We start from the raw sequence: 14,104 nt of genomic DNA, 5'->3' as shown, positions 1-14,104 counted from the left end.
CACTCACTTAAGCTTGAGAGCAATCAACCCTCCACAACAAACCAACTGTTACGATTTGTTATGGTTTTATACCAGCTTTTGATAGCTCCTATAGATTCAACATTTCAATATAATGATCTGTTCAGCAAGTAACATGGACTCCTATTTCATCTCGTAATTTTTTCTACTTCTATCACTTCCTCTAGTGATTTAGAATAGTCGTATTATTTACCATTCCATTTTTGCATATACAATATACAAGGATAGAAAAAAACCATCTATTTAATAATCGAACCATGAAGAGACCTATGATTCTTTGTACTATTTTATCAAAATTGCCTTATTTTGTCTTAACGATAGATTATATTTACATAAAAAGTTAAAAGTAATCCTCTTTATCATCAATATTTATTCTCTAAAATGAAAAAGAAAAGGATTTTTCACCTTTTCTTTGTTAGCATATTAATACTCGAATTCTCTTATTACTTGTCCTTTTTTAATGAATCAATAATCGAAAAAAGCTCGCCAAGATGTTTAATTTCATAGGTAGGAATAACTTCATTTCTTTCCTTATCATGACGATTAATCCAAACCGATTTTATTCCTACACGAGAAGCACCTAATATGTCCGTCATTAAATTATCTCCGACCATTAAGACTTCATCCTTATTTAGCTCCATTAGAGAAAGAGCATATTCAAAAATAGAAGGATCTGGCTTTCCTTTTCCAAATGCACCAGATATAACGATTTGATCAAAATAAGGTGCAATTTCAGGCGTGATTGTTAGTTTCGTATTTTGTAAATCTGGGGATCCATTTGTCATTAATAATAATTGATACTTTCCTTTTAATTGATCTAAGACTGTATAAGTTTCATCATATACAAATGGAAGATTGCGTCGATGCTTAGGGAAGGCTTCTCCTAAAAAAGCTCCATATTCAGGATCATCATGCCCTAGCGCTTTTAATCCTTTCGTCCAAGCTTCTTTTCGATAGCCGGGAACAATTTCTTTCATTTTTCTAAAGTTATCCTCATCATCTAAAAAATTTCCCCAAAGACCTTCAAATGGATTAATTCCGATCATTTGTGTAAATGAGTATGTTTCATAAGAAGAATATAGTTCTCTAGCTTCGTTGCGAACCGCCTCTTCCAGTTGGATTGGGTCAACTCCATATTTTTCTTGTGCCATTTTACATGTAGCAGAAAAAGCTTCTGATACACTCTTTTGATCCCAAAGCAGTGTGTCATCAAGATCAAAAAATATTGCCTTTATCATCGTAATCATTTCCTCATTTCTTTTCTTAAATTATGTTGTAAAGCATTCTCATTTAGATTACAAGGAAAAAAAAGAATAGTAAAGAACAAAAGCGGAAGCGCCTTGATCAGCCCTGAAGAAAAATGTTCTCATGACTCAAAAAGTGTTTTTTACTTTTAGAGGCATGAGAACATTTTTCTCAAGGGCTAGGCGCTAAAGCTGAACGTCGATACATAGTATTCAAAGTTTATAAACAACAAACTATTTAATAATTTCTTAAATAATGTTTAAAATCATACTCTCAATTTTCTATGCTAATGTAAATAATATAATAATAAATAGGTAAAAATAAGGATCAGTTTATCAGAAAACTAAGGATAATTATGTTAGAAAATCTTACATAATATAAGAATTTAACATAAAAAAGAAAAAAATCAAAATTATTCGATTTTCTATAAAAAATTCTCTTGTATAAGCCTTCTTTCCTTGTTATTATAATGAGCGTCTTAATAAATCATTATTTTTCAATCAATGGCCGAACAAATTGATAATATGATTACTATTTGGAAATATATTAGGAGGTTTTTAGAATGGACAAAAAATTCATAATATTCTTACTCGCCGTAATTCCTTTCTTACAATTGGCATTATTGCCATTTGTAAATCGTATAGAACCCCTTATTTTTGGATTGCCGCTGATCCATTTTTGGTTCTTCTTATCGGTTGTTATAACACCATTATGTACGTGGGGAATTTATGCTTTACAGAAGCCTGGAAGGAGCAAGGAATAATGCAAGGAAATTTAACAGCTTTATTAATCACAGCTTTTATCGTGATAACAGTCGTTATCATCGGATTTATTGCAGGTCGTGACAAGTCATCACGAAGCTCTGTAGAAGAATGGTCAGTCGGAGGAAGAAAGTTTGGCGGCTTACTTGTTTGGTTTCTTGTAGGTGCGGATCTTTTTACTGCCTACACATTTTTAGGTTTAACAAGTACGGCTTCTATTGCAGGAAGCTTGGCTTTCTTTGCGATACCATATAGTGTTCTTGCTTTCTTTATATCATATTTTTTCCTTCCAAAGCTTTGGAAAGTAGCTAATAGTCATAAGCTTACTACTCTAGCTGATTATGCAAGAGAACGATTTGACAGCAAATTATTATCAATTTTAGTCGCAATTGTCGGCGTATTAATGCTTATTCCATATATTTGTTTACAGCTTTCTGGGATCCAAGATACGCTGCAAGTTGCTGGGACGGGCTATATAAATGTAAAGGTTGTCGTTATTACCTCATTTATTCTTGTTGCCCTTTACACTTTCTTTAGTGGTATAAAAGGACCAACTTATACGGCTATTATTAAAGATATTCTTGTTTGGGTTATTATGCTTTATTTAGTGTTCTCATTGCCATTTATCCATTTTGGCGGTTGGAGTCCAATGATTGATACTTTAATTAAGGATTCACCACAATTATTAACAATCCCGACAACAGGACCAAAAGGAGTACCTTGGTTCATTACAGCTGCGCTTACTTCAGCTTTGGCATTGTTTATGTGGGCTCATGCTACAACTGGAGTTTTTACAGCAAAAAATCAAGACGCGCTTCGTAAAAATGCAATATTACTTCCATTATATAACATCATTTTGATTTTGGTCATTTTCCTTGGCTTCGTCGCTTTTCATGTTTTGCCGGAAGGAAGCAACCCACGTCTTGCATTGTTAAACCTTATTCAAATGTCATACGGTGGGGTTGGACAAGGGTTAGCCTATTCAACGATTGCTTTAGCATCTTTAATTCCATGTTCCATCATGGCAATCGGTGCATCCAATTTATTTGCTAATAACATTTACCGTGATTTCATTAATCCAACTGTTAGTCCTGCAAAATTAACATTAATCACTCGTTCAATGGTGTTCGTTGTAATCGGATTAGCTCTAATTTTTGGTATGCTTTTCCCTACAGCTTTAGTATCCTTACAGCTGTTAGGCGTTTCTGGTATGGTTCAAATATTCCCTGCCATCGTTATTAGCTTATTTTGGAGAAACCAAACAAGAGAAGCAACAATTGTAGGTTTATTAGTCGGATTAATAACAACCTTTACTGTTTATAATACTGGAACTGCTCATGGTATATATGAAGGCTTCTGGGGTCTTTTAGCAAACTTACTGACTGTTGTCATCCTAAATCCTTTATTTGTGAAAAAAGCGAAAAACAGAACAAACCCTGTTATTACCGATTTATTTGAGTCTAAAAACGAAACAGTTGAAATAAGAAAAGAAGCGTAACAAAAACATAAGAGTGAACCAAATGGCATAAATCTGCGATGATTTTTCCATTTGGTTCACCCTTTTTATTTAATGTTAGAGTAAGGCCGCTCAGCTATGGGATCTTTATTGACATGAGATTGTTTTAAAAAGGTATAAGTTATCAAACAAAATTCAGCCCTTCGTTATTGTAGGAAGAATGATGCTTACTTTTGTTCCTACGTCTTTTTTACTAGTGATAATGATATCTCCCTTGTGTTCTTTTACGATTTTGTAGCTAACTGTCATCCCCAACCCGAACCCCTTCTCTTTCGTTGTAAAAAAAGGCTCTCCGATAGTTTTCAGTCTGTTTTCGTCAATTCCACATCCATCATCCTCCACTTTTATTACTAACTGATTTTTAGTAGAGTTTGCTAATGTAAGATTAATGTGACCATTTATATCGATTGCTTCAATCGCATTTTTTATAACGTTTATTAAGACTTGTTTTAATTGAACAGAGGATCCCTTTACATAGGGATGATTAAGTTTATTTTCAATACTAATATTGATATTTTTAAGGGAAGCTTCTGAGGTTAATAGAGAATAGACTGAAAAGACAATAGAGGATATATTTTGTTCGTCAAAATCAACATCCTCAGGCTTAGATAACATTAATAACTCTGTTACAATGTCATTTATTCGATCAATTTCAGAAATCATGATCTTTCTATATAACTTTCTTGTTTCGTCCTGTTCCTCCATCAGCTGTAAAAAACCTTTTAATGAGGTTAATGGGTTACGGATTTCATGTGCAATTCCAGCAGCTAATTCTCCAACTACGGTTAATTTTTCATACTTTCTAAGCATGAATTCAGTCTTTTTTTGTTCTGTTATATCTCTTCCAATAACGATAAATGCTTTTCTACTGCCATCTGGATGAAATAATGGGACTTTTATGACATCAAAAGTTTTATTTGTACCATCACGTATTGGAATAACCTCATCTACTCTGCTAACGGTTCTTTGTTTCCACGTAAATTCATCAGATTCACTACAATAATTAAATGCATCGCGATAAAAATCAACTAACAACGCAAGATCTCTATCTGTCTTTCCTTGATAATCGATATTTTGCAATTCAAACAAATCACGACCAAAATCGTTAACCTGTATCCATTTCCCTTCTGCATCTTTAAATAAGACAAAATCAGGCATTGCATTTATAAGGGTAGTGAGCTTCTTTTTCTCTTCCTCTATCTTCTCAACTTCCTTATTTTTTCTCACGAGCAATAAGAACAGAATGAAGGTAACTAATACAAATATTACGCCTTTTAAGGTTTGCAAATTTGTCATTTGTTCAAATGTAAGCTTTTGAGACGAAAAATAAAAATCAGATAACAAAATCCAGCTCAATCCAAAAAATAAATATAAATATGGCATGATGGATTTTTTCCATATAAAATTCAACAAAATCACCTATGCTTTTTCATATAAGATGTTATATTTAACTTACAAAATTAAAAAATAAATAACAAGTAAAACTGTATCCATATAAAGTAACATTTTCCAAACTTAATAAGTAAAGCCCTCACAAATGAGGGCAACTATATATTAAAAGTATATGGTTTGAAGTTACTTACTATCGTTTTGTGAAATGATTATTCTCTAATTTGACCTTCCCCGAATATATAGTATTTACTAGATGTCAAAGCTTGGAGTCCCATTGGCCCCCTAGCATGTAGTTTTTGAGTACTAATGCCAATTTCTGCACCGTAGCCAAATTCAAACCCATCGGTAAATCTTGTTGAAGCATTATGGTAAACAGCTGCTGCATCAACCATCGTTAAGAACATTGATGCATGATCCATATTTTCACTCAAGATTGCTTCAGAATGCTTCGTTCCATACTGATTAATATGGTGAATGGCTTCTTCGACAGATTCAACTACCTTAACACTTATGGTAAGTCCAAGATATTCAGTATACCAATCTTCTTCTGTGGCAGCTTTTGCAAATGAGGATGATTGGCAAACAAGCTCATCTCCAAAGATTTCAACATCATTTAATTGAAGCGAATTTAAAAGTGCCTTTCCATTCTTCACAAACCAGTTTTTATGAATTAAAATCGTCTCAATGGCATTACATACAGATGGCCGTTGTGTTTTTGCATTAATAACAATTTTTTCTGCCATCCGGGCATTCGCTGTTTCATCAATAAATATATGACAATTTCCCGCTCCTGTTTCCAACACTGGGACTGTTGATTCTCGAACGACCGTATCGATTAAATTTTTCCCACCTCTTGGAATCAGTACATCTAAATACTCATTTAAATGAAATAGCTCTTTTGCTGTTTCTCTACTCGTATCTTCAATAAGTTGTACAGCATCAACTGGCAGTTCACTTTTTGCTAGTGCCTTTTGAATGGATTGAACAAGCGCTTGATTTGAATAGTTGGCAGACGAGCTTCCTCTTAAAATGACAGCATTGCCTGTCTTCAGTGATAAGCTTGCTGCGTCTACCGTCACATTCGGTCTTGCTTCGTAAATCATACCGATTACCCCTATAGGCACTCGCTTCTTAATTATTTTTAATCCATTTTCTTTTTCGATTGATTCAAGCGTTTCTCCAACTGGATCTTTTATCTCTATTAGTAAATGAATGGCAGAAGCAATATCTGATATTCTTCTTTCATTTAGCAAAATCCGATCTAAAATAGAATCTGAAAGTCCATTCTTTTTCCCATTTTCTAAATCTTTTTTATTCTCTGTAATAAGAAAATCTTGATCTAATATAAGCTGCTCTGCAATTAATTTTAATGCTTGATTTTTCTGTTCAGTTGTTTTACCGTTTAATGCAAAGGCTGCTGCTTTAGCTGCTTTACCTTTTTCCTTTACTTCGCTCATTTCTGTTCCCTCCATACTTGTGCTTTCACCCATTTATCACGATGAATAACTTCAACAAATGGCAAGTCCATTTCTTTCGTTAGGTCATTCGTTCTTTTGCCCATTAATTTTACTACTTCATCTGAAGAATAAAGGACCTCGCCTTTTCCAAGAAGACCTCTTGAGCCAAAAACTTCAACGACATCACCCTTCTCAAAGACACCAGCAATATCATAAATGCCAGCAGGTAAAAGGCTGCTTCCTTTTGTTAATAAAGCTATTTCCGCACCTTGATCTACAAATATTTTTCCTGATACAACAGAATGCAGGGATATCCATTGTCTACTGCTATTGATGGAAATTAGCTCATCCTTCCCAATATAGGTTCCATCTCCTTGACCTTCTAATATACGTATTAATTTTTCTCGACCCTTACCTTGTCCAATAAAAACTTTTACTCCAAGTGAGATGGCAGTTTTTGCTGCAACAAGCTTAGACTTCATCCCACCTGTCCCAACTTTTGAGCCTGCTCCTTCAGCACCCTTCATCATTTCTTCAGTTATTTCTGGAAGGAAGTCAAATTTTTTCGCATGCTCATTTTCCCGCGGGTTTGAATCATATAATCCATTGATATCCGTTAAAATGATAAGCTGATCAGCATGGACAAGTCCACTGACGAGTGCTGAAAGCATGTCATTATCTCCAAAGGTTAATTCTGCGACAGAAACAGGATCATTTTCATTAAATATTGGGATAATTCCTCTCTCCAGCAGCTCTGTTATTGTAGAATACGCATTACGGTATCGTTCCTTTTTAGAAAAATCATTTCTTGTTAATAATATTTGTGCCGGAGTGATCCCGAATTGAGCTAGCTGGGCCATATACGATTGTATAAGAAGACTTTGTCCTACAGCTGCAGCAGCTTGTTTTCCCTTTAAGGTCACTGGTCGAGTTGGATATCCTAAATGGGTAAATCCAGCTGCAACCGCTCCTGAAGAAACTAATAGAACTTCATGACCCGCTTCTTTTAACACAGCAATCGCTTGAATATGATCGTTAAATTTTTCTTGGTCAATTTCACCTTTTGTATTTGTTAAAGAACTGCTGCCAATTTTCACAACGATTCTTTTCTTTTCCATATGTCTTCCTCCAATTTTCAAAGATGCTCCATATGATCATTTAATTGATTTTTCAATACAAAAAGCCCTTCTTCTTCCTTATAAAAAGGACGAAAAAGGGCTTTTTTTCCGTGGTACCACCTTAATTGGATGCTTAAAAATACAAAGACATCCCACTTTGTTTGATAACGCTTAAGTCTAAGCGCCTATGGTTTAACATAGGACTCAAAAGGCAGGTTCCACGGCTTTCTCTGTGGCGAAGTCTTCCAGCATTAAACTCCGCTCTCTGTCACATAAAGACACGTGTACTAATCCTTCTTCAACGTTCAATGATTTTAATTTATTATGCCGAGGAAATGACAGAATGTCAATCCTTTTTCTTATGATAATGAAAAGAAAATAATTCTTTATTGATTCAAAAACATTTAGATTGTATAATTTAGAATATATTGTATTAAATTCAAATAGAAACCAATTAATATGAAGGAGGCAAAAAAATGATTTGGTTAATAGGTTCCATTATTGTTGTTTTATTTGTTTTATTTGCCATTGTGAATGAATCACTTAGGAAAAATGAGCAACCGCATAAATTCCCAAGTGATTATGAAAAAGATCCTGGTGCAGGTGGTTTTTAAGTTTCACTGCTCATTTTCTTATGAAAATTCATTTCAAAATTTATTACATTTAAACCGCTCATTTACCAAACCTTCATTTTTTCCACAAAGCAGACATTCAATAAAATTACTTCCCACTTAAACCGATGATCAAGCTATTAATGCTAAGGTGATGCGAATTTTTCACATTTTGCATCACCTTTAACTTTTTATTGTTTTGCACATAAAAAAATATTTTTTACTAACAGTTAATAATAGTTGCAGAGATTGAAAAGATGAAATAGGATATAGTTTATTGAAGTATCCTAGTACATACTAAATTGAAAAAACTCATGCTATTTTCTATCTATACGAATGGAATGAGCTAATCGGAGGTATTATTTTGCAAAAACTAGTATTTTTTGTAGGGGTAGCAGGAACAGGAAAGACAACAGTCGCAAAACAGATTGCCTTATCAAATCCGTGTACCTTTATTGATCGTGATACAGTTGGTGGTCGATTTGTGGAAAAAATTCTTGAAATGAATGGATTAGATAAAAATGACCGCGATTCTGACTTTTATAAAGAAAATCTTCGCGATCTTGAATATGACACAGCAAGAGATATATGTGTTGAGAATTTATCGGTCGGCCAGGATGTCTTTATGATTTCACCTTTTACCGCAGAATTAAAAAACAAGGAGTGGATTGTGAATTTGCTAGCGGAAAGTGGAAAATCTCTTCAAGAAGTTGATGTCAAGGTTGTAGTTGTAACTCTTAAAAATGCCGAATCACAAAAAAATCGGATTAAGGCTCGCGCAACGGTTCGTGATACTTGGAAGCTCGAAAATTGGGGCTCATATGAAACCCGCATTGATTTTATTCCTTCAATCAATTGGGATATACCGGAATCAAATATTTATATTTTTGACAATAGCGGGGATTTAACCGCTAAAAAAATAGAAAGCCTATCAGATTTTATCTACTAATAAGCAGAAACGTTTTGAAAGCCTGGAATATAATTTTCCAGGCTTTCCCTAGTCTTCATGTAATTCCTGTTTCACAATATACCAAGCAACTTTGTGTTTCATTCTTACAATCATTATGTTGGAATAGGAATTCTAATTTCAACAGAAGTACCTTTATTTAATTCACTTTGAATATTAACTTGTCCTTTATGGTGATCGATAATTCGCTTAATAACCATATACCCTAGACCAGTACCGTTATCCTTTGTTGTGTAAAAAGGATTTCCTAGCTTTACAATTTGATCTGATTCCATTCCACAGCCATCATCTTGTATTTCAATCACAGCCTCATGGTGCTCATTTTTTAAAGTACGAACAACTAATTGCCCACCAAATGGCATAGCTTCCATACTATTTTTTAATACATTCATAAACACTTGTTTTAATTGGTTTTCATCACATTTTATTATCAATTCTTCTTCTTCAAATACTTTTTCTACTAAAATGTTATTCATATTTGCATGCGCTTGAAACAACGATATTGTTTCGTCTAATATTTTTAATAAATTTTTATATTGGTAATTTAATACATGAGGTTTAGACAAAATTAAAAATTCGCTTACAATGAAATTAATTCGATCGAGCTCTGTTAAAAGTAATTTAAAGTGAGATTTATCACTAAAATCACTTTCCATGAATTGGATAAATCCACGAATAGTTGTAAGCGGGTTTCGAATTTCGTGGGCGACACTCGCTGCCATTTGTCCTACTGCTGTAAGCTTTTCTGAATTTAATAATAACTGTTCTGTACGTTTGCGCTCTGTGATATCACGAAATTGAGCAAAGGCTCCTTTAAAATTCTGTTCCTCATCAAAAATCGGCAGTGCATCAAATAGCATGATAAGGATTTCTCCATCCTTTCGATGGAAAGTTATTTCAATATCTGTACAAGGCTGCTTTTTTTGAAGAACATCCACTAATAAACTTCCATAATAATCTAATTCACTAATACTTTTCCCGATCATATGATCCTTTTTCATACCTGTTAATTGTTCAGCATAAGGATTAAAATCAATTAGCTTCCCATTCTGATCAACGATTAATATTCCGTTTCTAGTTGTATCTAAGATAATTTGATTTAATATATTTAATTGATGATTTTGTTTTAAGAGCTTTAGTTCTCTTTCAATGGAATGATTAACTGTGGATAGTAAAGAAAGTAATAGCGGACTTGCATGAGTTATGGAAGTCATTATGGATATCGTTCCAATAACTTTATCCTCATCATTGTCCATGATTGGAACACTATAGCATGCAGAAGCGTGTAAAAATTGATGATAATGTTGATCTCCGATTATTTCGATAGCTCGTTTATGGGTTACCGCCAAATTGATTGAATTAATTCCACTGTCTTCTTCTGTAAAACGAACACCTTCTTTTATCCCCATTTGATTAATCATATTCATAATACTTTCATCACCAAGCATTTTTATTAAATATCCCTCAGCATCGCATAAACTTGCAACGATAGGAATCCCTTTGACCGATAATAGAAATTCTTCTAAAAAGTATGTAACAACTTCCAGAATCTCAGCATGATGCAAACGCTTCTCTTGTAAATCCTTATCATTTAATAATTTTGTAAAAAAAGGTATATCACAAGGGTCCATCCCTCTTGTTCTACATTCTAATTTTAATGTTTCAAAACAAATTTCTTCTGCTTTCATTTATTTGATTCCCCTGCCAAGCCTTTTATTTAAACTATTTTCTATATTCTACTAAGTAGTATAAACAATAATATTCAAAATTGCACCAGTCATATATCCCTTCCCCAATACTTAAATGGTAAATATAGGAATACACATTTAAGTATAAACATTAAAACAATGTAAAGCTTTTGTTCAGTTATGGTAAAAATCAACTATTAACATAACATATTCACTATAATAAATCTTGAGCCGACTAAGTGAATCTTTCAGGATTCATTATCGGTAATATTGTAAGCAGGATCGAAAGGGGAATATGAAGAATGAAGAAAAGCTTTATGCTCAAATTATTTTCATCATTACTCGCTATTTTCTTACTTACAGCTTGTAACCAAAACACAGACGATCAAGAGGAAGACACAAACACAGAAGAGCAACAGGACGAATCAACGGAAGAAGAAGATGCTAACGAGTAAGCTCCCTCGTTTATAGAAAATTCTCTATTTATAACATGACAATAATAAGGATGACTGATGCAGCTAGGTACCACTAAAAATCAAATACTATCAAAGAAGTATCTTCATTCATTTAGCGATGAAAAAATTCCTATTATCATCAGTCATCCTCTTTTTAACACTTGAAGCATTTATTGACCTTGCAAAATGTAATTAATAAATTTTAGTATGAAAGTTATGAACCTATTTTTGACTTTTCATATGTTTCTGCAAATGTATCAACGTTCATAACTAATTTTCCTAATGTTTTCACAGCTAATTTCATAGATGTTTCGTCAATATCAAATTTTTCATTATGATGACCAGCGGCAAGAGTGGTACCGATAATACCATAAGTCGCAAATCCTCCTCTCTCTTTCACCCGCTCCATCATATAAGTAGCATCCTCTGACCCACCTGATTCACTTGAATAGAGATGTACTTTCTGTAGACCATCAACATCTTGTATCGTTTCATAAACAAATTGTACGAGCTCATCACTGCACTTGCTGGATTTTGCTTCTCCTACTACATCAATTTGAACGTCAATGTCATACATAGTAGCTGAAGCCTCGATTATTTTTCGTGCATTCATCAATATGTAGTCATTTATTTCAGAAGTATCTCCACGCGTTTCTATTTTTAATAAGGCGGATGATGGAATAATATTGCGCCCGCTGCCAGCATTAAATACACCAACATTAATTCTTGAATTTCCTAGACTGTGCCTAGAAATACTATGTAAATTAAGAACAGCAGAAGAAGCTGCTAATAATGCATTTTTCCCTTCTTCAGGTTTTCCTCCCGCGTGAGCGGCAACCCCTTTAAACAGCACATCCAATTTTGTTGTAGATAAATATCCATTTGTTCCACAAACATACTCACCTAATGGGACACCACACCCAATATGAGTTGCAAAGAAGACATCTACGTCATCAACAACACCCGCTTCAACCATTGATTTAGCCCCACGTACTCCTTCTTCAGCAGGCTGGAAAATAAGTTTGATCCTTCCTACTAATTCTGATTTCAATAAAGATAATGTCTTTGCTAAACCAAGTCCAATAGAGGTGTGCGAATCATGCCCACAAGCATGCATCATTCCATCATTAATCGAGCGATAACCATTAGAAAAAGGAACATGATCCTCATCCTTTGATTCTTGTAAATCAAGAGCATCCATATCAAATCTCAAGCCTATGGTTGGTCCTGGTTTTTTAGTATCTAAAATACCAACCACTCCCGTAAATCCTCCAACAAAGGATTCAAGCCATTTTTCATTGGCTCCTTGCTTCCTCGCACGTTCTAAATGTTTGAAAAGGATTTCCTCTGAAGGGACTCCCATTCTTGCCTCTTCTTTTATGACTTCCTTTCCTGCTTTTACTTCGAATCCCCAGCCCTCAAGCTTTGCTGCAACAAGAGAAGCTGTTCTAAATTCAAGCCAGCCTGATTCAGCAAATTGATGTATATCTCTTCTCCATTCGATTATTTCTGGATAAATTTCATTGACTATCGCATTAAGTTTAGTAATCATTTTACACCTCAAATTTTTATTAAATTCAGTATATTTAAAGTTTATCATTTTTTCATTTTTATTTGGGTTTATTTTATAAAATAAGAATATACAAAAAAAGAAGCATAGTAATATACTAAACTTCTACACTCCTCTTTTATTCCCCCAAATATAAGTATGCAGCTGAGGCAGTACTTTTACATTCTTAAAATCACGATCATCCATGACAAGATTTATTAACCATTCATATTTTTGTAGTAATGTTTGAATTAATTGATTTTGATCTGCTGTAACTGTATCAGAATTTCCAACTTGTAAATAAAACGGAATCATTGGATAACGCAGATGTACTTTTTTAGCATACTCATAATCGTCCTTATCAAAAATGACGACCTTGAGACTGAATTGATTATGATTATTACTTTTTTCAAGTTTTTGAATGATCTCATCTAGATTTTCAAAATTAGTGACCATTTTTGAGCTTGGAGGCTTTGGAGAAATGGTTAGCTCATCAATCTCTAAAAACCAATCCTGCCATCTGCTTCCTTGTGTTTCAAGACAAATTTTTATTTCTTTTTCCTTTAACAACGCAATAAGCCCATCCAAATTTTTTAACAATGCAGGATTTCCACCGGAAATGGTGACAAAAGAAAAGCGATCCTGCCCTAGAGAATACAGCTCTTCCCAAATTTCTTCCGCACTCATTTGAGTAATCAAATCTTTCCCTGATCCGTCCCACGTAAAAGAAGAATCACACCAAGAACAGGAATAATCACAGCCAGCAGTTCTGACGAACATTGTTTTTTGACCAATGACCATTCCTTCCCCTTGAATCGTTGGGCCGAATATTTCCATAACAGGAATTTTACTCATTGATCATCCACTCCCGTCTTGCTTCTGCATAGCTGGTTGGCGTTTCATATAATCGAACAAATTCGACTCTTGCACCCTCATATTGTTCTTGTCTATTTTCAAGAGAAACAGTCATTTTTTCATACAACCATACCACCATATTTTCAGCGGTTGTATTCATTAAGGGCAGTGTCTCATTTAAATATTTATGATCTAAATAAATTTCAATTTCCTTTTTCCATACCTCTTTTATATCACCAAAATCAATGGCAAGGCCTCGATCATCCACAAATCCGCTTATTCCAAATACAGCCTTATACGTGTGCCCATGAAGGTTTTTACATTTGCCTTCATAACAATGCAAATGATGAGCTGCATCAAAAGTGAATTCTTTGCTAACCAAGACTCTTTTTGTATGATATTTTAATTGATTTGGCTGTATATCCTCATTTATCTTTTGTAGCTTATCAACAATTCTAAACCCGTACACCGT

Annotated in this window: 13 protein-coding genes and 1 other annotated feature; of the genes, 5 read left to right on the top strand and 8 right to left on the bottom strand. The window is 33.9% G+C overall.

The genetic code is table 11. The annotated features are described in order from the left end of the window. Positions 1–461: 461 nt before the first annotated feature. Entirely contained in the window at positions 462–1,256 is a 795-nt protein-coding gene (locus tag FDO66_RS19085; protein ID WP_141434256.1) for an HAD family hydrolase, read from the bottom strand. Between the two features lie 569 nt (positions 1,257–1,825). Between FDO66_RS19085 and FDO66_RS19080 the strand changes: the two genes are divergently transcribed. Both FDO66_RS19080 and FDO66_RS19075 read left to right on the top strand, forming a co-directional pair. Further along, positions 1,826–2,026, top strand: coding sequence for a DUF3311 domain-containing protein (locus FDO66_RS19080; RefSeq protein WP_141434255.1), 201 nt, complete (start codon positions 1,826–1,828; stop codon positions 2,024–2,026). Next, positions 2,026–3,522, top strand: a complete 1,497-nt coding sequence (locus FDO66_RS19075) for a sodium:solute symporter family protein (protein ID WP_141434254.1) — start codon at positions 2,026–2,028, stop codon at positions 3,520–3,522. Before FDO66_RS19080 ends, FDO66_RS19075 begins: the two co-directional genes overlap by 1 nt. Positions 3,523–3,675: 153 nt before the next feature. Here FDO66_RS19075 and FDO66_RS19070 read toward each other — a convergent pair whose 3' ends face one another. The 3 genes from FDO66_RS19070 to proB all read right to left on the bottom strand — a co-directional run bounded on the left by FDO66_RS19070 (position 3,676) and on the right by proB (position 7,507). Further along, positions 3,676–4,950, bottom strand: coding sequence for an ATP-binding protein (locus FDO66_RS19070; protein ID WP_258535792.1), 1,275 nt, complete (start codon positions 4,948–4,950; stop codon positions 3,676–3,678). A gap of 191 nt (positions 4,951–5,141) precedes the next feature. After that, complete coding sequence (locus tag FDO66_RS19065; RefSeq protein ID WP_141434253.1) at positions 5,142–6,389, bottom strand: glutamate-5-semialdehyde dehydrogenase; 1,248 nt, start codon at positions 6,387–6,389, stop codon at positions 5,142–5,144. Beyond that, on the bottom strand, positions 6,386–7,507 hold the full coding sequence (gene proB, locus FDO66_RS19060; RefSeq protein ID WP_141434252.1) for a glutamate 5-kinase: 1,122 nt from the start codon (positions 7,505–7,507) through the stop codon (positions 6,386–6,388). The genes FDO66_RS19065 and proB overlap by 4 nt, the downstream gene beginning before the upstream one ends. A gap of 82 nt (positions 7,508–7,589) precedes the next feature. Then, positions 7,590–7,818 (bottom strand) — a binding site (T-box leader). A gap of 165 nt (positions 7,819–7,983) precedes the next feature. Here proB and FDO66_RS21000 point away from each other — a divergent pair. Further along, positions 7,984–8,121 (top strand): hypothetical protein, encoded by a 138-nt coding sequence (locus FDO66_RS21000; RefSeq protein WP_181444660.1) that lies wholly within the window; start codon positions 7,984–7,986, stop codon positions 8,119–8,121. Between the two features lie 361 nt (positions 8,122–8,482). Further along, positions 8,483–9,067 carry a P-loop nucleotide/nucleoside kinase family protein gene (locus FDO66_RS19055; RefSeq protein ID WP_141434251.1) on the top strand — a complete coding sequence of 195 codons (585 nt, stop codon included), beginning with the start codon at positions 8,483–8,485 and terminating at the stop codon, positions 9,065–9,067. A 113-nt stretch (positions 9,068–9,180) separates the two neighbouring features. Here the strand turns inward: FDO66_RS19055 and FDO66_RS19050 are convergent, their stop codons facing one another. Next, positions 9,181–10,773 (bottom strand): ATP-binding protein, encoded by a 1,593-nt coding sequence (locus FDO66_RS19050; protein WP_141434250.1) that lies wholly within the window; start codon positions 10,771–10,773, stop codon positions 9,181–9,183. A 302-nt stretch (positions 10,774–11,075) separates the two neighbouring features. Here FDO66_RS19050 and FDO66_RS20995 point away from each other — a divergent pair, with 302 nt between their 5' ends. Continuing rightward, complete coding sequence (locus tag FDO66_RS20995; protein WP_181444659.1) at positions 11,076–11,228, top strand: hypothetical protein; 153 nt, start codon at positions 11,076–11,078, stop codon at positions 11,226–11,228. 214 nt (positions 11,229–11,442) lie between these two features. On the opposite strand, the gene FDO66_RS19045 is transcribed toward FDO66_RS20995, so the two are convergent. The 3 genes from FDO66_RS19045 to queD all read right to left on the bottom strand — a co-directional run bounded on the left by FDO66_RS19045 (position 11,443) and on the right by queD (position 14,101). Continuing rightward, complete coding sequence (locus FDO66_RS19045; protein WP_141434249.1) at positions 11,443–12,780, bottom strand: M20 family metallo-hydrolase; 1,338 nt, start codon at positions 12,778–12,780, stop codon at positions 11,443–11,445. A gap of 123 nt (positions 12,781–12,903) precedes the next feature. After that, positions 12,904–13,632, bottom strand: a complete 729-nt coding sequence (queE, locus tag FDO66_RS19040; RefSeq protein WP_141434248.1) for a 7-carboxy-7-deazaguanine synthase QueE — start codon at positions 13,630–13,632, stop codon at positions 12,904–12,906. Then, positions 13,625–14,101, bottom strand: a complete 477-nt coding sequence (queD, locus tag FDO66_RS19035) for a 6-carboxytetrahydropterin synthase QueD (RefSeq protein WP_141434247.1) — start codon at positions 14,099–14,101, stop codon at positions 13,625–13,627. Before queD ends, queE begins: the two co-directional genes overlap by 8 nt. Positions 14,102–14,104: the final 3 nt, after the last annotated feature.

Origin of the sequence: Bacillus sp. 03113 (assembly GCF_006546985.1) — a bacterium.
Taxonomy (GTDB): Bacteria; Bacillota; Bacilli; order Bacillales; family Cytobacillaceae; genus VATK01.
The sequence above is the reverse complement of the archived record's forward strand: the minus strand, read 5'-3'. Positions and strand labels throughout refer to the sequence as shown.

What these genes read in the sequence shown, in the direction of transcription:
- FDO66_RS21000 (WP_181444660.1), top strand. Translation starts at nt 7,984, where the DNA reads ATGATTTGGTTAATAGGTTCCATTATTGTTGTTTTATTTGTTTTATTT.
- FDO66_RS19050 (WP_141434250.1), bottom strand. Translation starts at nt 10,773, where the DNA reads ATGAAAGCAGAAGAAATTTGTTTTGAAACATTAAAATTAGAATGTAGA.
- FDO66_RS19075 (WP_141434254.1), top strand. Translation starts at nt 2,026, where the DNA reads ATGCAAGGAAATTTAACAGCTTTATTAATCACAGCTTTTATCGTGATA.
- FDO66_RS19085 (WP_141434256.1), bottom strand. Translation starts at nt 1,256, where the DNA reads ATGATAAAGGCAATATTTTTTGATCTTGATGACACACTGCTTTGGGAT.
- FDO66_RS19080 (WP_141434255.1), top strand. Translation starts at nt 1,826, where the DNA reads ATGGACAAAAAATTCATAATATTCTTACTCGCCGTAATTCCTTTCTTA.
- FDO66_RS19045 (WP_141434249.1), bottom strand. Translation starts at nt 12,780, where the DNA reads ATGATTACTAAACTTAATGCGATAGTCAATGAAATTTATCCAGAAATA.
- queE (WP_141434248.1), bottom strand. Translation starts at nt 13,632, where the DNA reads ATGAGTAAAATTCCTGTTATGGAAATATTCGGCCCAACGATTCAAGGG.
- FDO66_RS20995 (WP_181444659.1), top strand. Translation starts at nt 11,076, where the DNA reads ATGAAGAAAAGCTTTATGCTCAAATTATTTTCATCATTACTCGCTATT.
- FDO66_RS19065 (WP_141434253.1), bottom strand. Translation starts at nt 6,389, where the DNA reads ATGAGCGAAGTAAAGGAAAAAGGTAAAGCAGCTAAAGCAGCAGCCTTT.
- proB (WP_141434252.1), bottom strand. Translation starts at nt 7,507, where the DNA reads ATGGAAAAGAAAAGAATCGTTGTGAAAATTGGCAGCAGTTCTTTAACA.